The following is an 18,541-nucleotide window of genomic DNA, read 5'->3' as shown; positions in this document are numbered from 1 at the left end:
CCCATCTGTTATCGCAAACTGCTAACCATCACTTGGTAGTGCTGTCGGCTGTTGCCCGGCCCACCTTGGCGAAATGATACCCAACATCAAACGTTGAACCGCTCTGTTGCTTTGTTCAACAACATGGCATCGTGCTTGAGACGTGTCACCAACGACTCCAGTTCATTGGTCTGCTGGCTGGTCTGAGAGGCCATCACGGCAATGCCTTGTACGTGGCGGGCCACATCCTGCCCACCGGCATTCTGCTCGTCCAAGGCAGCAGTCATTTCTTCCACCCGCTGCACCACCTGGAACGAGCTATCACGGATCTGGCTGATGGACTGACCGGCGGCACTGGCCAGATTCACCCCATCCTCCACCATGGCCACTCCTTGATCCATGATTGAAACCGCACGCTTGGTTGCGCCTTGCACGCTATCGATCATCTCTGCAATCTCACGGGTGCTTTGCGCGGTGCGCTCCGCCAGCTTACGCACTTCATCAGCCACCACGGAAAACCCTCGGCCCTGCTCCCCGGCCCGAGCCGACTCAATTGCGGCATTCAAAGCCAGCAGGTTGGTCTGATCAGCGATCTCGTTGATGACACTGACGATCGAGGAGATCCGGGCGGACTGTTCGCCCATGAAATGGACTTCTTTTGATGCATCCTTCACTGAATTGGCAATCTGGGTCATGGCACCGGTAGCCTTGGAAATCACCTCAGCGCCACTTTGAGACAAGTCTCCGGAGTTACGCGACAGAAATTCCGCATCTTTTGCGCCATCTGCCAGACGGCTGATGCTGACGGACATCTGCTCCACGGTTGCAGCCATGGCCTCGGCAGCATTGCTCTGGACGGTAGCGCCTTGCAGGACGGTTTCGGTTGCCAAGTGGATCTGCTCAGCGGCGTGTCCCACATCGCTCGATGCCTTGGTGATCTCTGCGATGGCGCTGGAGGTCGCCTGTTGGACATCATGAATGGCCCGTTGCAGCTGGCCCAACTCGTCTTGCCGATTCATGGTCACCGGCATTCTGAAGTTGCCTTGCGCCAGCATGGAAAGGTCTTGCAGCACCCCCTGCAGCGGTCTGGTGACCATCTTACGCAACATCAAGGACAACAGCACCGACAGCAGCACCGCTGCCAGTAAGGAGCCGACCAGGACGATATTCCGCACCGATGCCCCCACCGCATGGATTTCATCCAGGTCCCTCGCTGTGCCGACCACCCATCCCCAATCCGGCACCTGGCTGAATGACACCAGCCAAGTATGCGTCGCCCCTTTCTCATCTGACCAGTTGAACACAGATGTACCCTGCCCGCTATCCAACATGCTCTTCAAAGCCGCTGCGCCTGCCAGCTTGTCATCGCTGATCACATTTTTGCCCTCTAGGGTCGGATGGAATTCCACATGCCCAAAAGGCTTGCCTGGCCGCATATCTACCGCAAATGAGAACCCGCCATCATTTTGATGTTGGGTTTTCAAATCCTGTTTGATCTTATCAAGCGATTGGGTGAAATCCAGCCCGATGTACAGTATGCCGATCAGCTGGCCTGATGCATCTTTGATCGGTTGATAATGGGTCATGAACTGTTTGCCAAACAAGGTAACCCGCCCCGTGTACGCCTCGCCGGCCTTCATCTTTGCATAGGCAGGCGATTGGCGATCCAGCAAGGTGCCGATGGCGCGTTCCCCATTTTCCTTTTTGACCGATGTACTGACACGGACAAAATCATCACCCTGTTTGACAAAGATGGTCGCATTGCCACCGGTGCGCTCAGCGAAATTATCAACCTGTGCAAAATGATTGTTCAACATCACCTCGCCCGCCTTGATCGTTGGCACATCACGATCAGCCACCTTGACCAGGCCAGAGTCCAGTGTGAATCCCCCAGGAAAAGAATCCCAAAACAAATGGGCCGTCCGGACAACGTTTTCCTTCAGCGTGTTGTTATAGGCGGAAAGCAGCCTGACCATGCCATCACGCGATAGGCTGACTTCACGCTCTTCTGCAACGGAAAATCGTGAGCCCACATGGCGCCCCAGCAAAATGGCCATGGCAATGAATACCGCGACGATCAGGATGCCGGCACTCAATGAAACCTGCAGATTGATGGATGACTTGGACAAACGCATGATGACACCTCACCCTATTGAATATGGATCTTGCAGACTCACCGCCCTGCTCACATTATTGTTTGACGCTTTTTCAGGTTATATGATCCAAACATCCAATCAAGATGAAATTTAAAGATATGAACTTACGCAATTACGAATTATTGAAAATATTCAATCTACCAATAATACCCGTCACGCTGATATTTGACGGACTCATTGCATGTCACCCATAAATATGCCGCTGTACGGCTGATTGAATATTTTCAGGTATTGTCTTGCAAATGGGCCGGACGACCATTTGCCACAATGCGCTGATCAGATATAGGAACGGCTTGGCTTGCCTTCAAACCGACAGGCTCACAGTTGATTGATAGCGGAATCAGAATCCCGTATCGATTGCGCGCCCACCCGCCTGCAGGCTGGCATCCGGGATGCCCGCTGCCCGCCAAACGGGTGGTGCGTGAGAAGTGATCAGTGCTTTTGTAACAGATTGAGAATGCTGGAGAAATCCAGCCCACCCTGACCAGCCAGGCTGTGCAGATGGTAGAGACTCCGAGCCGCCGCGCCCAATGGGGTGGCAGCTTTGCCCTGCAGGGCAGCTTCCATGGCCAAGCCCAGATCCTTCAGCATCAGATCAGCACCAAACCCACCTTCATAGCCGCGACTGGCAGGGACGCCATCCATGACGCCGGGCCAAGGGTTATAGACCTCTGTGCTCCAGTTCCGCCCAGAGCTTTTCTGGATGATGTCAGACAACACTTTCGGGTCCAGCCCCAAGGAGACACCCAGATTCAATGCTTCTGCGGTGCCGATCATGTGAATGGCAAGCAGCATGTTGTTGCAGATCTTGGCAGTTTGCCCTGCCCCATGTTCGCCAGCGTGGAAAATATTCCTGCCCATTTTCTCCAACACCGGGCGAGCACGCTCCAGAGCCGTGGCCGAACCACCCACGATGAAGGTCAACGTGCCAGCCGCCGCCCCTGCGGTGCCACCGGAGACTGGCGCATCGATCATCTCCAGCCCTCTGGCCTCGGCGGCCTTGGCCACGCGCTGTGCCGTCTGCGTGGCAATGGTGGAGCAATCGATCAACAATGCGCCTGCGGGCACGGCACCCAGCAATGCGCCGTCCCCCAGATACAGGGATTCGACGTGCTGGCTGGCAGGCAGCATGGTGATCACGATATCCGCCCCTTGCACCGCCTCCATGGCCGATGCCGTCACCCGTGCCCCAGCGGCTTGCGCAGCAGCCAGCGAGGCAGGCATCAGGTCAAAGACCTGCAACGAGAAGCCTGCTTTCAACAGATTGAGCGCCATCGGGCCGCCCATATGGCCCAAGCCGATAAACGCAATGGTTTGCATGATGTTGTCCTCTTGATGGGGTATTTTTATGGTATGGATGAGGTCACCAATCCGCAAAAGGGTGTTCGGCACTGCCCCACGGCGGCAGATAGTGTCCGTCGATATGAGCCTCGGTGACGGCATCCAGCGTTGCGGGTGACCAGGCAGGCCGGTTGTCCCGGTCGATCAGCAATGCGCGCACGCCTTCGCGGAAGTCATGGTGCAGACAGCATTGCACCGACAGGCCCAGCTCCATGGCAAACGCTTCCTCCAACGACATATGAGCAGCATGCCGATAGATGTCGTAGATCAGCTTGGCCGAGGTGGGCGAGCCTTTTTGGAAGGTGTTGATGCCACGCTGGATCCAGGCATCCTCACCGGCATGCGCGACGAGTGCAGTGGCGATCTCTTCGACACTATCGGCATCAGTGACCTGATTGATGAAATCGAGATGACGACGCACCGGCGATTCCGGCAGGGCGTCCACATGGCGATGGGCGCGCAGCAGCTGTGACAGTTGCTGATGGTTGTGCCGATAGTCCTCACTCCAGGGCACCTCGCACAGTGCAGCCATCACATCGGCCTTTTTCTGACTGCTGACACAGTAATCAGCCAGCTTCACGAACAAAGCGTCCGCCGCATTCAGATGCGCGCCGGTGAGGCCCAGATACAGGCCCACCCGCCCTGGCATGCGATTGAGAAACCACGACCCGCCGACATCTGGGTACAAGCCAATGGTGATCTCGGGCATGGCAATGCGTGACTTTTCGGTCACCACGCGATGCGATGCCCCAGCCATCAGGCCCACCCCGCCCCCCATCACGATGCCATGCCCCCAGCACAGCACTGGCTTGGTATAGGTATGGATCAGGTAATCCAGTCGGTACTCCTGCTCGAAAAAGGACTCGGCATAGGGATTGCGCTCGTGCCCATGTTCGACCATCGATTGGTAGAGCTTGACGATGTCCCCACCCGCGCAAAACGCCTGCTCACCAGCACCTTGCAACACCACCATGGCAATGCTGTCGTCCTCCTCCCAGGCATCAAGCTGCTCACTGAGCAGCTCGATCATCTCCAGGCTCAGCGCATTCAGCGATTTCTCGACATTCAACGTGGCCACGGCCACCGCTTTGCCTTGCCGGGCCGGCCACACCTCGAACAACACGGGTTCGGTCATCATCTCGCTCACTCAGCGGTTCTTCCATTCAGGTTTACGTTTTTGCAGGAAGGCATTAACGCCCTCTTTCTGGTCTTCGGTGTGGAACAGATCGGCAAATGCCTCACGTTCGGCTGGCAAGGCATGGAACATGGGTTGAAAGCGGGCCTGCTGAATCAACTGTTTGCACTTGGCCACCGAAGTCGGGCTTTGATTGGCCACCTTGTTTGCCAGTGCCAAGGCCGCTGCTTTTGCGCCACCCGTCGGCGCGATTTCCTCGATCAGACCGATCTTCAGGGCCTGATCGGCACCGATGCGCTCGCCGCATAGGATCATGCGCTTGGCCCAGCCTTCTCCCACCAGCCAGGACAGGTTCTGTGTACCGCCTGCGCAGGGCAACAGCCCGACCGTCGCTTCGGGCAGAGCCATCACCGCTTGCTCCTCCGCGATCCGGATATCGCAGGCCAACGCAACCTCCAACCCACCGCCCATGGCATAACCATTGATGGCCGCGATCGATACCCCTCGGAACTGTGCCAGCGTCTCAAACCCTTCACCGAACACGCGCGCCATATCCCGCGCAATCGCCATGTCGCCACCCGCGAACAGATTCAGATCCGCCCCTGCGGAAAAGAATTTCTCCCCTTGCCCGGTCAGCACCAGCGCATAGATGTCCGGGTCGGTATTCAGCTCCTGCACCATCCGCTTCAGCGCTGTCAGGCTCTCGATATTCCAAGTGTTGGCAGGCGGGTTGTTCATGGTCAACAACGCTGTGTGTCCGTGCTTTTCCAGGGTCAGAAGTGATGTCATGGTTACCTCTCGTCTTATCGACAATTCAAAAAGTTGATGATGTGGCACAAGGTCAGCGCAAGCCTTCCAGCGCATCAGTCTTCAGCGCTTCGCGGCTGATGATCACCCGCATGATTTCGTTGGTGCCCTCCAGGATCTGGTGCACCCGACAATCGCGGACGTAGCGCTCCAAAGGATATTCCTTGATATAGCCATACCCCCCGAAGATCTGTTGTGCATCGACACAGATCTTGAATGCGGCATCGGTGGCAAAACGCTTGGCCATCGCGCAATAGCTGGTGGCATGATGCGCACCCGCATCCAGCTTGCAGGCAGCCAGCCGGATCATCTGCCTGGCCGCCACCAGCTCGGTCACCATATCCGCCAGCTTGAATTGCAGCGCCTGGAACTCGGCCAGCGTCCTGCCGAACTGGCTGCGCGCCTGCATATATGCCTGTGCCGCATTGATGGCGGCCTGCGCCGTACCCACCGAGCATGTTCCAATATTGATGCGCCCGCCGTCGATACCTTTCATCGCCATTCGGAAGCCTTCCCCCTCTTCGCCCAACCGGTTTGCCAGTGGCACCTGCACATTGTCGAAGCTGATCACACGGGTCGGCTGGCTGTTCCAGCCCATCTTGCGCTCTTTCTTGCCATAGCTGATGCCCGGCAGATCCGCCGGCACGGCAAAGGCTGAAATGCCCTTGGCACCAGGCTCGCCCGTACGTGCCATCACCACCAGCACATCGGTGTCGCCCGCCCCGGAAATGAAAGCCTTGGCACCATTCAGCAGATAGTGCCCACCCTCGCGCCGTGCGCTGGTCTTCAGGCTGGCGGCATCCGATCCCGCACCAGGCTCGGTGAGGCAATACGAAGCCAGCTTGCGGCCCAGTGTCAGCTCGGGGCACCATTGAGCTACCACCTCAGGCGTGCCCCAGGTGGCGATCATCCAGGTCGCCATATTGTGGATGGTGATGAAAGCCGCCGTGGAGGTACACCCCGCAGCCAGCTCTTCAAATACAATGGCCGCATCCAGGCGCGACAGCCCCAACCCGCCGGCGGACTCCGGTGTATACAGCCCGCAGAAACCCAGCTCGCCCGCTTTGGCGATGGCATCTTTCGGGAAGATGCACTCCTCATCCCACCGTGCAGCGTGGGGCGCCATTTCATGCATTGCAAACTCGCGCGCCGTACGCTGGAACGCGAGCTGGTCGTCATTCAGTTCAAAATCCATCAGATCTGCCAATTCATGTTGTCACATTGCCGCAGCACAACCGCTGCCCAGGCCAAGGCAGGCCATCTTGCCGATACCCGCCCTGGCAGCACCGATCAGTGCAGGGAAATGGTGGTATTCACCTTGCCCACGGTCACCGCATCATCAAACCAGCGCTCGGTGATGGTCTTGGTCTGCGTGTAAAACAGCACCACCTGCTTACCATATGGCCCCAGGTCACCCAGCTTGGAGGCGCGTGAGCCGGTAAAACTGAACAGCGGCACGGGAACGGGAATCGGCACATTCACACCGACCTGACCGACTTCGATGTCCTGCTGGAAGCGTCGCGCCGCCGCGCCGCTCTGGGTAAAGATGGCGGTGCCATTGCCATTGAGGTTGGCATTGATGAATTCGATGGCTTCATCAAGTGTATTGACCGAGACGATGCACAACACCGGCCCGAAGATCTCCTGGTCATAGATGTCCATGCCCGGCTTGACGCTGCTGAAGATGGTCGGGCCGACGAAATTGCCCTGCTCATAGCCAGCCACGCTCACCTGGCGCCCATCCAGCTCCAGCCGGGCACCCTGTTCCATGCCTTTTTCGATCAAAGTCGTCACCCGGTCTTTGGCCGCGCAGGAGATCAATGGGCCAAGATCAGGGTTGTCGCGCCCGGCCCCAACCTTGAGGGTCTTGGCCTTGGCAACCAGCTCGGGAATCCAGTCATTGGCCTCGCCCACCAATACTGCGACCGAAATCGCCATGCAACGCTGCCCAGCTGCACCAAACGAGGCGCCGACCAGCGCATTCAAGGTCTGCTCTTTGTTGGCATCGGGCAGCACGATGGCGTGGTTCTTGGCGCCCATCATGCACTGCGCGCGCTTGCCATTGAGCGATGCACGTTGATAGACATGGGTGCCGACTCTGGTCGAGCCGACAAAGCTGATCGCCTTGATGTCAGGATGGTCGCAAAGGGCGTTCACCGCCTCTTCGCCACCATGGATCACATTCAGCACCCCTGGCGGAATACCCGCGTCCAGCGCCAGCTTGACCAGCTTCATGGTCACCAGCGGGTCTTGCTCTGAGGGCTTGAGGATGAAGGTATTACCGGTAACGATGGCCATCGGGAACATCCACAGCGGGATCATCGCCGGGAAGTTGAAGGGCGTGATGCCCGCACACACGCCCAGTGGCTGCAATACGGTGTAGGTGTCGATGCCGCTGCCGACGTTTTCGACGAACTCCCCCATCTGCAGTGAACCGATATTGGCCGCATGCTCGACCACCTCCAGCCCACGGAATACATCGCCTTCAGCATCGGCCAGGGTCTTGCCCTGTTCGGCGGTCAGTGTGGCAGCCAAGTCGGCCATATTGTCGCGGATCAGTTGCTGTAGCTTCAGAAAGACCCGCGCACGCGCGCCGATTGGGGTCTTGCGCCAGGACTGAAACGCTGCCTTGGCGGCGGCCACGGCTGCCTGGATCTCATCTGGCGTGGCAAAAGGCACGCGGGCCAACACTTCCTGTGTGGCCGGATTGATCACTTCTTTCCAATGCGTAGTGCGGGATTCCACAAACTCGCCATTGATCAGCAGTTTGACGGTGGGGGTACTCATACATCCTTCTCCTTCTGGTGAAGCCTCGTTGGGGCTTCCTGATGATGACCGCCCCATCTTGTGAACAAGGCGGTCTGTGATTGTGCCTATCGGTGGCCAGGCCCATATGTTGGGAATCGACAGCGCCTCTCGGATTTGACCTCGGTGGATGCCATTTGCCAGCAGGCCTGGAAAGCCCTGGGCCGTGAGCTTCATACTGGCCCTGCCACAAGGCATGGCCCTAAGCATCCATTACCCAGTCTCTGATCACCTCAATGCAGATGGCGCTGATCGTCGATCAGTCGGCCATCATCTGGAAGTGCACCAGGCTGGCTGAACACAACATCCGCCCGCAATTTGCACACGTCGCGCACTGAGTTGGTCACACGCTGGGCCAGCTCATCACTGGGGTAGATGGTTTCACAGTGGATGGACAGCTCATCGAGATGCTGATGGCGCAGCACCACCAGTCGCGCCCGTGTGATCTCCTGATGACGCGCCACCACCTGCGCAACCTGCTGCGGGTAGACAAACATACCCCGCACCTTGACTGTCTGATCAGCCCGACCCAGCCAGCCCTTGATGCGCATATTGGTCCGACCACATGGCGACACCCCTGGCAAGGAGGCGGACAGATCGCCGGTCGCGAAGCGGATCAGCGGATACACCGGGTTGAACAGGGTCACTGCGACTTCGCCGGTCTCCCCTGGCGGAACAGGCTGCCCGGTATGCGGGTCCACCAGCTCCAGTAACACGCCTTCATCCACCACCAGCCCCTCCCGAGCAATGGTTTCGTAGGCGATCAGGCCCAACTCGGCGGTGGCATAGCATTCGAATACCGCCACGCCATGTTCGGCAAACCAAGCCTTGAGCCCCGCTGGGCAGGCTTCACCAGAAACCAGCGCATGGCGCACGCTCAAGCGTTTCTGCTTCAGCGCTATAGCCTTGTCGATCAGAATCTTGAGCAGCGAAGGCGTGCCGCAATATGCCGTCGGCTGCAGTTGCTGCATGGCGGCCAATTGCAGCTCGGTGTTACCCGTCCCCGCCGGAAAGACAGCGCAACCCAAGGCCCGGGCTGCTGCATCCGCCATCCAACCACCGGGCGTCAGGTGGTAGCTGAAGCCGACATGCACCAATTCACCGGCGCGCACCCCTGCAGCGAATAACGCACGCGCCATCCGCCAATGGTCACCCACTTCGCCTTGGGGCTCATAGATCGGCCCGGGCGACTGGAACAAGCGCACCATGGCGGACAGCTGCGCCGCCGCCAATCCCCCCAGCGGAGGCTGGGCCTGCTGCAGGCCAATCAGATCGGCCTTCCGGGTCAATGGCAAGCTGGCGAGGGCATCACGGCTGCGGATCGCCTCGGGGTCGACGCCTTTGAAATGCTCACGATAGTGGCTGGTATGTTTGATGGCGTGCTCGATATAGCTGGGTAGCTGAGTAAACACGGCTTGGTCACGCGTGGCCGGTGTTCTGGTTTCCAGGCTGTCGAAATGCTCGGTCATGCACCCTCCGACACAGCCTGGGTCAACAAGCGACGCTGTTTTGCCGGCAGCTTGGCCACGATCAGGCGGTGTGATTCACGGATCAGCGTAGCGATGGCATCGCCAGGTAATGGGCAGTCTGTCGTCAACATCACCCAGTGATAACGTGCCAGATAAGGTGCTGGCTCGATCCCCGGCTGATCGGTCAGCTCCAGGAAACGCTCGGCATCGACCTTGATCGACAGCCGACGTGGTGGGGTATGCTCCAACCCAAAGATGGCGTACATCTTACCTGCGACGCAATGGCACTCGGCGTCTCCCCACTTCACATCCCGCTCACTGCCCGGCAGGGTTTGGCACAACGACTGCATGTCTGCAAAATTCATGGTGTGTCTCGTTCAAGCCAGCCACCGTTTGCGGCGGCGATAGTGTTTGACATCCTTGAAGCTCTTACGGCCCTCTCCGGCCAAGCCCAGGTAGAACTCCTTCACATCTTCATTGGCGGCCAAGGCGGCAGCGTCGCCATCCATCACCACCCGGCCATTTTCGAGAATGTAGCCGTAATGCGCGTAACGCAACGCAACCATGGTGTTCTGCTCGGCCAGCAGAAAGGAAACCCGTTCACGTTGATTGAGATCTTTGACGATGCCGAAGATCTCCTCCACGATCTGGGGCGCCAGCCCCATCGATGGCTCGTCCAGCAGTATCATCCGGGGGCGGGCCATCAGGGCACGGCCTATCGCCGTCATCTGCTGCTCGCCACCCGAGGTGTAACCCGCCAGGCTTTTACGGCGCTCCTTAAGGCGTGGAAAGTAGGCGTACACCTTGTCCAGATCCTGTGCGATCGCCGCCCTGCCCGCCTTGTTGGTATAGGCACCGGTCAGCAGGTTTTCCTCCACCGTCAGGTGTGGAAAGCAATGCCGTCCTTCCATCACCTGGATCACCCCCCGCCCGACCAGCTGCGCCGGGGTCATCACATCGACCCGCTCGCCCTTGAACTCGATGCTGCCCTTGGTGACCTCGCCCCGCTCGGCCTTCAGCAGATTGCTGATCGCCTTCAGCGTGGTGGTCTTGCCGGCGCCATTGGCCCCCAGCAGCGCCACGATCGAGCCCTCGTGCACATCGAACGACACCCCCTTCAATACCAGGATCACATGGTTGTAGATCACTTCGATGTTGTTCACCGACAACAGATACGGGTTTTCTGCAATGCCCATGGCTGGCTCCAGGCTGGTCGATCGAGGTCAATTTTCCTTGCTGCAATCCCTTGGAGTGATGCCCTTCTCCTTGGCATATGCCGCTGCGGAAGCTTCGATCATGGGTCGTACCAAGGCTTTGTCCGACGCGATCCAATCAGTGATCGGAATCCATCTGGTGCCATCCCATTGCTGGAAACGCACCATGCCCGCCCCTTCGTGATCCAAGCAGCTGGTGGCGAGCGGCGGCACCAGGCCGACCGCACCCAGCTCTTTCAAGCGCTTGTCGTCGATCTTGAGGTGTTCGAGCCCCCAGCGCACCTGCTCACCCGTCAATGGCTTTTTGCCAAATTTGGTTTGCGCCACGCGGATCGCCTCCACATTCAAGATACCGTGCACCACGCCCCGGTTGTAGTTGGCGTGGCCCACCCGGTTTGAGTCCTGCATATTGCCCTTCCCGGCTTCGTAGACCACCCGCTTGATATCCTGCACCACCGGGTAGTTAGCGCCAGAGGGCGCAAAGGCAGCAGCGATATAGCCTTTGGCCACCCCACCGGCAGGCACCACGTCATCCTCAGCCCCGGCCCACCATACACCGACCATTTTGTCTCTTGGGAAGCCAACCTTGGCTGCCGCCTTGATGGCCGCCGCACTCATCACCCCCCAGCCACGCAAGATCACCCAGTCCGGCTTCAACTGGCGGATCTGCAACCATTGCGACTGCTGCTCATTGCCTGGCGCGGGCACCTCGATATTGATCAGCTCGAAGCCATATTTCTTGGCCTGAGCCTCCAGCACTGGGATGGTTTCCTTGCCATAGGCCGAGCCATGGTAGAGGTTGGCGATTTTTTTGCCCTTGAGCTTATCCATGCCCCCTTCGCGCTGGCCGATGAACTTGATCTTGGTGGTGCTCTGGCTCCAGTAATTGGTCAGCAATGGAAATACCCATGGAAAGACCCGGCCATCGGAAGCATCGGTACGACCATAGCCAATCGACACAATCGGGATCTTGTCCTGCGCAGCGCGCTCCAGCACGGCATAGGTGATGCCGGTGGAGAGGAAGTTGAACATCGATGCCCCGGTCGGCCCTTTGCCTTTCAGGCGGTCATAGCACTCCACACCCCGATCCACCTTGTATTCTGTCTCGCATTCCTCATAGGTCAGCTTCACCCCGCCGACGCCCCCTTCTTTGAGGTTGATGTAGTTGAGGTAATCGATGAAGCCCCCATACACACCCGTGCCGCCCGCCGCATAAGGGCCGATACGGTAGCTCGGCATTGGGATGAATTGCTCGCCCGCAGCCCAGGATGCACCCGCCAGCCACGCCATGCTACAGCTGACCAAGGTGATGATGCGCCGTCTGATCATGGTCTACCCCTTTCTGTTTTGCAATGCAGAATCCTTGCCTGGATGCGGCAACAGGCTCAATGCGGAAACGGCCACAGCCGCAGCTTTTCCTTGGCAATACGCCATAGCTGGGCCAGGCCCAGCGGCTCGACGATCAGAAAGGCCATGATCAACGCACCGAACACCATGTATTCAATATTGGACAGCAACTGGCTGCTGACCGCACCATGCAGCCAGCCCGCCATCACATTCAACAGAATCGGCAGCAGCACAATGAACGCAGCCCCCAGAAAGCTACCCAGCACCGTTCCCATGCCACCGATGATGATCATGAACAGAATCTCGAAGCTGCGCCGCAGGTCGAATGCCTGCGGTTCGACCGTGCCGAGAAACACAAAGGCCCACAATGCCCCAGCCACCCCGCAGTAGAACGAGCTGACCGCAAAGGCCAGCAGCTTGGTACGCAGAATAGGGATGCCGATCACCTCGGCGGCCACATCCATATCCCGCACCGCCATCCAGGCACGACCTGTGCTGGCTCGGATCATGTTCTTGGCGGCCACGGTCAGCACCACCACCACCGTCAGCGTCAACAGATAGCGCATCTGCGGCGTCTCGATCGGCATACCGAACACCTGCATTTTGGGCGCGGAAATCACACCCGATGAGCTGTAATTGGAAAACCAGCCGAATTTGGTCAACGCCCACTCGATGAAGAACTGTGCCGCCAGCGTTGCCACCGCCAGGTAAAACCCCTTGATACGCAGGCTGGGCAGTCCGAATACCATCCCAACCAAGGCCGCCACCAGTCCGGCCAACATGAAAGCCGCCAACAGCGGCATGCCCGGCACCCGCAGCATGAAGTTGTAGGCCGCAAACGCGCCCACCGCCATGAATGCCGCCGAACCCAGCGACAGCAACCCAGCGTAGCCGGTCAGGATATTCAAGCCCAAGGCCGCCAGGCTCAAAATCAGGAAGGGAATCAATATCGAGCCGATCAGATACTCACTGGCCCACAGCGGCACGGCAATGAATGCCACCAACATCACGCACCACAACGCGTAACGATCCTGCACGATAGGAAAGATGGCAGAATCAGCCTGATAGCTGGTTTTGAATTGTCCGGCCTCACGATAGATCATGTGCTTGCTCCTCAAACCCGTTCGATATGCCGCTCGCCAAACAACCCTTCAGGCCGCACCAGCAGGAAAGCCAGCGCCAACACATAAGGGAACCAGTTTTCGATACCCCCGCCGATAAAGGGGCCGATATACACCTCGGCCAGCTTTTCACCCGCGCCGACGATCAAGCCACCGACAATGGCACCGGGGATGGATTCAAACCCACCTAGAATCAGCACGGGCAACGCTTTCAGCACCACCAGTGTCAACGCAAACTGCACACCCAGCCGCGACCCCCACAGCAGCCCCGCCACCAGTGCCACCAGCCCGGCCACACTCCAGACAATGGCCCAGACATGCTGCAAAGGGATACCGATCGACAAAGCCGCCTGATGATCATCCGCCACGGCCCGCAAAGCGCGACCAATGCGGGTGCGGTTGAAAAACAACGCCAGGGCAGTCACCAACACGCCAGCCGTGCCGGCGGCAAACAGATCGAATTTGGAAATGGACAGGTTGTAATCATCCAACAGCCAGCCAACCGGTTCGTCGGTGATCCCCAGATCCAGGCCATGCACCTCGGTTCCCCACAGTGCCTGCCCAAACCCTTCCAGAAAGAAACTCAGACCGATGGTGGCCATGAACAATGAAATCGGGGGCTGATTGACCAGCTTGCGTAACACCACGCGCTCGATCGCCAACCCCAGCATCACCATCACCGCCAAGGTCAGCAGCAGCGCCAGCCAGAACGGCACGCCCTTGGCCAGAATGCTGACAAAGGTCAAGGCGGCGAACAGCACCATCGCGCCCTGTGCGAAATTGAATACGCCCGATGCTTTGTAGATCAACACAAAGCCGATCGCGACCAGCGAATACATCACGCCAGACAGCAGACCACCAATCAAGACTTCAAAGAAGAACTGCATGGTTCCCCTCCCTGCCCGTGATGGGCAATCAGTGTGTGGTGCCCAGATAAGCCGCAATCACGGCGGGATCGTTGCGTACCTTGTCCGGCGGGCCATCGCCGATCTTCTTGCCATAATCCAGCACCACCACCCGGTGCGAGATGTCCATTACCACCCCCATGTCGTGCTCGATCAACACGATGGTGGTGCCGAATTCATCATTCACGTCCAAAATGAAACGGCACATGTCCTGCTTTTCTTCGACATTCATGCCTGCCATCGGCTCGTCCAGCAGCAGCATCTCCGGCTCTGCTGCCAACGCCCGCCCCAGCTCGACCCGCTTTTGCAGGCCATAGGGCAACCGCCCGACCGGTGTCTTACGGATCGGCTGGATCTCCAGAAAATCGATGATCTCCTCGACCTTCAACCGATGTGCAATTTCCTCACGCTGGGCCGAGCCCCAGTACAAAGCCTGGCTCAGAAAGCTGCTGCGCATCTTCAGATTCCGACCAGTCATGATGTTGTCGAGCACACTCATGCCCTTGAACAGGGCAATGTTCTGGAAGGTACGGGCAATGCCCTGTCTGGCCGCCTCGTGGGGCCTCATCAGCGCACGGGTCTTGCCTTTGTAGGTGATGCTGCCCTGCTGCGGGTGATAGACGCCATTGATCACATTCAACATCGAGCTCTTGCCCGCGCCATTGGGGCCGATGATCGACAGAATTTCATGTGCCCGCACATCCAGGCTGATATTGGTCAGCGCCTTGACGCCGCCGAACGACAAAGAAATATTGTCCACTTTCAACAAAACATCACCGATAGCCTGCCCCATTACGCAGCCTCCTGACGAGCGCCAATGACAGCAAAGGTACGCACTTCCCAGATTTTCAGATCCGCGCGGATCGTGCCTGTCCGCCCATCCTCGAACCGGACCTGGCTCTCCACTTCACAATGATCACTGCCATCGTAAAGAGCATCGATCAGCACCTGATATTTCTCCGCGATGAAACGTCGGCGCACCTTGCGGGTACGGGTCAGCTCGCCATCATCGGCATCCAGCTCTTTGTGCAGGATCAGGAAACGTTTGATCTGCGAGCCACCTAATTTGGCATCCTGAGCCAAGTCCTCATTGACCTTCTTGACACATTCACGGATCAGCTCATACACCGGCACCTGCCCGGCGAGATCGGTATAGCCTGAGTACGGCAGATTATGGCGCTCCGCCCAGTTTCCCACCGCCTGCATGTCGATGTTGATGAAGGCGGTAGCCTCATCGCGCCGGTCACCGAACGCCACGGCCTCTTTGATATAAGGAAAGAATTTCAGCTTGTTCTCGATGAATTTGGGCGCAAACAATGTGCCATCATTCATCCTGCCCACGTCCTTGGCCCGGTCGATGATGCGCAGATGGCCTTCCTCATCAAAGAAACCTGCATCGCCGGTATGGAAAAAGCCATCGTGCGTGAAGGCTTCCGCCGTTGCATCTGGCCGCTTGAAATACTCTTTCAGCAGGCCAGGGCTTTTCACCATGATCTCCCCCGAGTCATCCAGGCGGATCTCCACCCCCCGCATCGGCTTGCCGACCGTGCCCAGCTTCACACCGCCATTCGGGTGCATACACACCGACACAAACGTTTCGGTCATACCATACAATTGTTTCAGGTTGATGCCCAACGAGCGGTAGAAATCGAACAGATCCGGGCCAATTGCCTCGCCGCCGGTATAGGCCACCTTGACCCGGCTCAAACCCAATACATTTTTCAGCGGTGCAAACACCAGCAGATCACCCATCCAATAGGTCAGGCGCTGCTGCCACGGCAGCGCCTGACGATCCAGCAACGCCGGGCCGATGGTTTTCGCCTTGGCCATGAAGTATTCAAACAACTTACGCTTGAGCCAGCTGGCGTCATCCATGCGGATCGATACCTGCGTCAAGATGCTCTCGTAGATGCGTGGTGGCGCAAAGAAATAGGTCGGCCCCACCTCTCGCATATCGCTCATGACGGTTTCGGAGGATTCCGGGCAGTGAACGGTGAACCCCGTCACCAGCGCCTGGGCATAGGAAAACAGGTGATCCCCCACCCATGCCATGGGGAGATAGGCCATGGCCAGATCATGTCGATCCAACCCATCGAATTCAGCATCGACCTGTGCCATGGTGATACAGGCCGAATGTGTGTGGCAGACGCCCTTGGGCTGCCCTGTGGTGCCAGAGGTGTACAGCATGATGGCGATGTCATCCGACTGCCCCAGATCCACCTCCCGCAAAAACAACGCAGGCTGCTGCTGGTGCTTGACCTCTCCCTGTTGGCGCAATGCGTCATAGCCGATCAACATCGGGTCGTCGTAATGGCGCATGCCGCGCGGATTATCAAAGACAATGGCTTGCAGATTGGGGCAACGGGTACGGATGTCGAGCAGTTTATCGACCTGCTCCTGATCCTCGACTACCGCAATGTGGATCTCTGCGTCCTCCAGCACATAGGCCATTTCATCAGCGACGGCATCCTGATACAAAGGCACCGGCACCCCGCCCAGCGCTTGTGCAGCCAGCATCGACCAATACAGATGTGGCCGGTTGTCCCCGATCACCCCCAGCCGGTCGCCTCGTCGGAAACCCAGCTCGGCCAGCCCGCAAGCCAGTATGCGCACCTCGTGCGCTACTTGCGCCCATGTCCAGGTCTGCCAGATACCGAGGTCTTTCTCACGAATCGCGGGGTGACTGCCATGTTGGGCGGCCAGCCCAAGCAGTAAGCGGGGAAATGTGTCGGCTCGACCGGTAGATACAGGTCGCGCAAACCCTGCTGGTTGCTGCATATCCATGTCTCCATCCTTCCGTTTGTTCTGGCAAGCAGCTCAACCGGCCTCGCCAGAGTGCGCGGCCTAATCAAACTTGTTGTAGCAGGCAAGCCAGTGGGTAGCGAGTTTTTATTTGGAGTCCCACACTGGCAGCCCAAGCTGAACATGCGTGTTTCTGTATGATAGGGCGTGGATATATCTGTGATTTTTATTGATTGCAGCAATCGCCGTCTGGCGCGGCATTTCAGCATTTATTACGTTAACGTAAACGTAACTTATGGGATGAATTTAAAAGGATTGGTCTTAAGCTGTCAACGGGTTGGCTGCATCCCACCAACTTTTTTTCATCATGCAGTGCAGCAAAGGACAAACCGCGCCTGCTATGCCCAACCTGGGACAATGGCATCACGCAGCTTGGCCCCTATGGTACACCTTGTTCGGCATGATGCCATTGGATGATGACAATCCTCCGTCAGCCGACCATCACTCCTCATGCCGCCCCATTGCCGCTTCGACCGTAGCACGGGTCTGGTGAGGGGCAAACAGCTCGATGAATGCATAGGTGTAGCCACGCAGGTACGCATCGCGACGAATGCCGATGCGGGTGGTACTGGCCTCGAACAGGTGACTGGCATCAATGGCCCGCAAGCCGACATCCCGCTGTGGCTCGAACGCCATGCTCGCGATCAGGCCAACACCCAAGCCCAAGCCCACATAGGTCTTGATCACATCGGTATCGATGGCGGTCAGCACCACATTCGGCGTGATGCCACGCGACTCGAACGCTTTGTTGATCTTGGATCGCCCCGCAAAGGCGAAGTCATAGGTGATGATTGGATAGGCTGAGATCTCCTCCAGGGCGACATCATGCCCCAGCGCCAACAACGGGTGTCCCTCTGGCACCACCACGCTACGATTCCACGAATAACAAGGCAGCATGGTCAATTCAGAGAACAACTCGATACCCTCAGTGGCAATGGCGATATCTGCCTCCCCTGCCACCACCATCTCGCAGATCTGGGTTGGACTGCCCTGCTTGATCGACAATCTGACCTTCGGATACTGCTCGACAAATTGATGAATGACGCTTGGCAGCGCATAACGTGCCTGGGTATGCGTGGTCGCGATCGTCAGGCTGCCGACCGATTCGTTGGCGTACTCCTCGCCCACCCGTTTCAGGTTGGCGGCCTCCCGCAAGATCCGCTCCGCAATCTTCAGAATCTCCTTCCCCGGCGGCGACACATCCACGACTCGCTTGCCATTGCGGATGAAGACCTGAACACCCAGCTCATCCTCCAACAACCGGATCTGCTTGCTGATCCCTGGCTGTGAAGTGTGCAGCTTTTCAGCAGCATCCGACACATTCAGTCCTTGCCTGGCCACTTCCACCAGATAACGGAGTTGTTGCAGTTTCATGGGTTTGCACTCTATTTAATAGCTCACGGTTATAAAATAGTAACACATTATTCTTTTGCGCATATAAGCCCATTGTTTAAGATGGC

General features: G+C 58.0%; 15 protein-coding genes. All 15 read right to left on the bottom strand.

Annotated features, from left to right (window positions below):
• Window positions 1-86: 86 nt before the first annotated feature.
• Window positions 87-2,114 (bottom strand): methyl-accepting chemotaxis protein, encoded by a 2,028-nt coding sequence (locus HNQ59_RS04720; protein ID WP_184035886.1) that lies wholly within the window; start codon window positions 2,112-2,114, stop codon window positions 87-89.
• A 453-nt stretch (window positions 2,115-2,567) separates the two neighbouring features.
• Complete coding sequence (mmsB, locus tag HNQ59_RS04715; RefSeq protein ID WP_184035884.1) at window positions 2,568-3,455, bottom strand: 3-hydroxyisobutyrate dehydrogenase; 888 nt, start codon at window positions 3,453-3,455, stop codon at window positions 2,568-2,570.
• A gap of 43 nt (window positions 3,456-3,498) precedes the next feature.
• Entirely contained in the window at window positions 3,499-4,614 is a 1,116-nt protein-coding gene (locus HNQ59_RS04710) for an enoyl-CoA hydratase/isomerase family protein (RefSeq protein WP_246490843.1), read from the bottom strand.
• Between the two features lie 9 nt (window positions 4,615-4,623).
• Window positions 4,624-5,400, bottom strand: a complete 777-nt coding sequence (locus HNQ59_RS04705) for an enoyl-CoA hydratase (protein WP_184035881.1) — start codon at window positions 5,398-5,400, stop codon at window positions 4,624-4,626.
• A gap of 52 nt (window positions 5,401-5,452) precedes the next feature.
• Complete coding sequence (locus tag HNQ59_RS04700; RefSeq protein ID WP_184035878.1) at window positions 5,453-6,613, bottom strand: acyl-CoA dehydrogenase family protein; 1,161 nt, start codon at window positions 6,611-6,613, stop codon at window positions 5,453-5,455.
• 95 nt (window positions 6,614-6,708) lie between these two features.
• Window positions 6,709-8,205, bottom strand: coding sequence for a CoA-acylating methylmalonate-semialdehyde dehydrogenase (locus HNQ59_RS04695; RefSeq protein WP_184035875.1), 1,497 nt, complete (start codon window positions 8,203-8,205; stop codon window positions 6,709-6,711).
• 251 nt (window positions 8,206-8,456) lie between these two features.
• The gene (locus HNQ59_RS04690; protein WP_184035872.1) at window positions 8,457-9,692 is read right to left on the bottom strand and encodes a phenylacetate--CoA ligase family protein; all 1,236 of its coding nucleotides are present in this window, start codon (window positions 9,690-9,692) and stop codon (window positions 8,457-8,459) included.
• A complete protein-coding gene (locus HNQ59_RS04685) occupies window positions 9,689-10,057 on the bottom strand; it encodes an MmcQ/YjbR family DNA-binding protein (RefSeq protein WP_184035869.1) in 369 nt (122 codons plus the stop codon). Before HNQ59_RS04685 ends, HNQ59_RS04690 begins: the two co-directional genes overlap by 4 nt.
• Window positions 10,058-10,069: 12 nt before the next feature.
• Window positions 10,070-10,888 carry an ABC transporter ATP-binding protein gene (locus tag HNQ59_RS04680; RefSeq protein ID WP_184035866.1) on the bottom strand — a complete coding sequence of 273 codons (819 nt, stop codon included), beginning with the start codon at window positions 10,886-10,888 and terminating at the stop codon, window positions 10,070-10,072.
• 27 nt (window positions 10,889-10,915) lie between these two features.
• Window positions 10,916-12,235, bottom strand: a complete 1,320-nt coding sequence (locus HNQ59_RS04675; protein WP_184035863.1) for an ABC transporter substrate-binding protein — start codon at window positions 12,233-12,235, stop codon at window positions 10,916-10,918.
• 56 nt (window positions 12,236-12,291) lie between these two features.
• Window positions 12,292-13,356 carry a branched-chain amino acid ABC transporter permease gene (locus tag HNQ59_RS04670; protein WP_184035861.1) on the bottom strand — a complete coding sequence of 355 codons (1,065 nt, stop codon included), beginning with the start codon at window positions 13,354-13,356 and terminating at the stop codon, window positions 12,292-12,294.
• A gap of 11 nt (window positions 13,357-13,367) precedes the next feature.
• Complete coding sequence (locus tag HNQ59_RS04665) at window positions 13,368-14,261, bottom strand: branched-chain amino acid ABC transporter permease (protein ID WP_184035858.1); 894 nt, start codon at window positions 14,259-14,261, stop codon at window positions 13,368-13,370.
• Window positions 14,262-14,289: 28 nt separating this feature from the next.
• Entirely contained in the window at window positions 14,290-15,072 is a 783-nt protein-coding gene (locus tag HNQ59_RS04660; protein WP_184035855.1) for an ABC transporter ATP-binding protein, read from the bottom strand.
• The gene (locus HNQ59_RS04655; protein WP_246490842.1) at window positions 15,072-17,063 is read right to left on the bottom strand and encodes an AMP-dependent synthetase/ligase; all 1,992 of its coding nucleotides are present in this window, start codon (window positions 17,061-17,063) and stop codon (window positions 15,072-15,074) included. The genes HNQ59_RS04660 and HNQ59_RS04655 overlap by 1 nt, the downstream gene beginning before the upstream one ends.
• 459 nt (window positions 17,064-17,522) lie before the next feature.
• Window positions 17,523-18,455, bottom strand: coding sequence for an HTH-type transcriptional regulator CysB (gene cysB / locus HNQ59_RS04650; RefSeq protein WP_184035853.1), 933 nt, complete (start codon window positions 18,453-18,455; stop codon window positions 17,523-17,525).
• Between the last annotated feature and the right edge of the window lie 86 nt (window positions 18,456-18,541).

The organism is Chitinivorax tropicus, from assembly GCF_014202905.1.
Lineage (GTDB): Bacteria > Pseudomonadota > Gammaproteobacteria > Burkholderiales > SCOH01 > Chitinivorax > Chitinivorax tropicus.
This window is presented reverse-complemented; position numbering and strand designations above follow the sequence as displayed.

Excerpts from the sequence above, each read along its gene's own strand:
- HNQ59_RS04705 (WP_184035881.1), bottom strand. The coding sequence starts at position 5,400 with ATGACATCACTTCTGACCCTGGAAAAGCACGGACACACAGCGTTGTTG.
- HNQ59_RS04690 (WP_184035872.1), bottom strand. The coding sequence starts at position 9,692 with ATGACCGAGCATTTCGACAGCCTGGAAACCAGAACACCGGCCACGCGT.
- HNQ59_RS04710 (WP_246490843.1), bottom strand. The coding sequence starts at position 4,614 with ATGATGACCGAACCCGTGTTGTTCGAGGTGTGGCCGGCCCGGCAAGGC.
- HNQ59_RS04720 (WP_184035886.1), bottom strand. The coding sequence starts at position 2,114 with ATGCGTTTGTCCAAGTCATCCATCAATCTGCAGGTTTCATTGAGTGCC.
- HNQ59_RS04660 (WP_184035855.1), bottom strand. The coding sequence starts at position 15,072 with ATGGGGCAGGCTATCGGTGATGTTTTGTTGAAAGTGGACAATATTTCT.
- HNQ59_RS04700 (WP_184035878.1), bottom strand. The coding sequence starts at position 6,613 with ATGGATTTTGAACTGAATGACGACCAGCTCGCGTTCCAGCGTACGGCG.
- HNQ59_RS04675 (WP_184035863.1), bottom strand. The coding sequence starts at position 12,235 with ATGATCAGACGGCGCATCATCACCTTGGTCAGCTGTAGCATGGCGTGG.
- HNQ59_RS04655 (WP_246490842.1), bottom strand. The coding sequence starts at position 17,063 with ATGGATATGCAGCAACCAGCAGGGTTTGCGCGACCTGTATCTACCGGT.
- HNQ59_RS04665 (WP_184035858.1), bottom strand. The coding sequence starts at position 14,261 with ATGCAGTTCTTCTTTGAAGTCTTGATTGGTGGTCTGCTGTCTGGCGTG.
- HNQ59_RS04685 (WP_184035869.1), bottom strand. The coding sequence starts at position 10,057 with ATGAATTTTGCAGACATGCAGTCGTTGTGCCAAACCCTGCCGGGCAGT.
- cysB (WP_184035853.1), bottom strand. The coding sequence starts at position 18,455 with ATGAAACTGCAACAACTCCGTTATCTGGTGGAAGTGGCCAGGCAAGGA.
- mmsB (WP_184035884.1), bottom strand. The coding sequence starts at position 3,455 with ATGCAAACCATTGCGTTTATCGGCTTGGGCCATATGGGCGGCCCGATG.
- HNQ59_RS04680 (WP_184035866.1), bottom strand. The coding sequence starts at position 10,888 with ATGGGCATTGCAGAAAACCCGTATCTGTTGTCGGTGAACAACATCGAA.
- HNQ59_RS04695 (WP_184035875.1), bottom strand. The coding sequence starts at position 8,205 with ATGAGTACCCCCACCGTCAAACTGCTGATCAATGGCGAGTTTGTGGAA.
- HNQ59_RS04670 (WP_184035861.1), bottom strand. The coding sequence starts at position 13,356 with ATGATCTATCGTGAGGCCGGACAATTCAAAACCAGCTATCAGGCTGAT.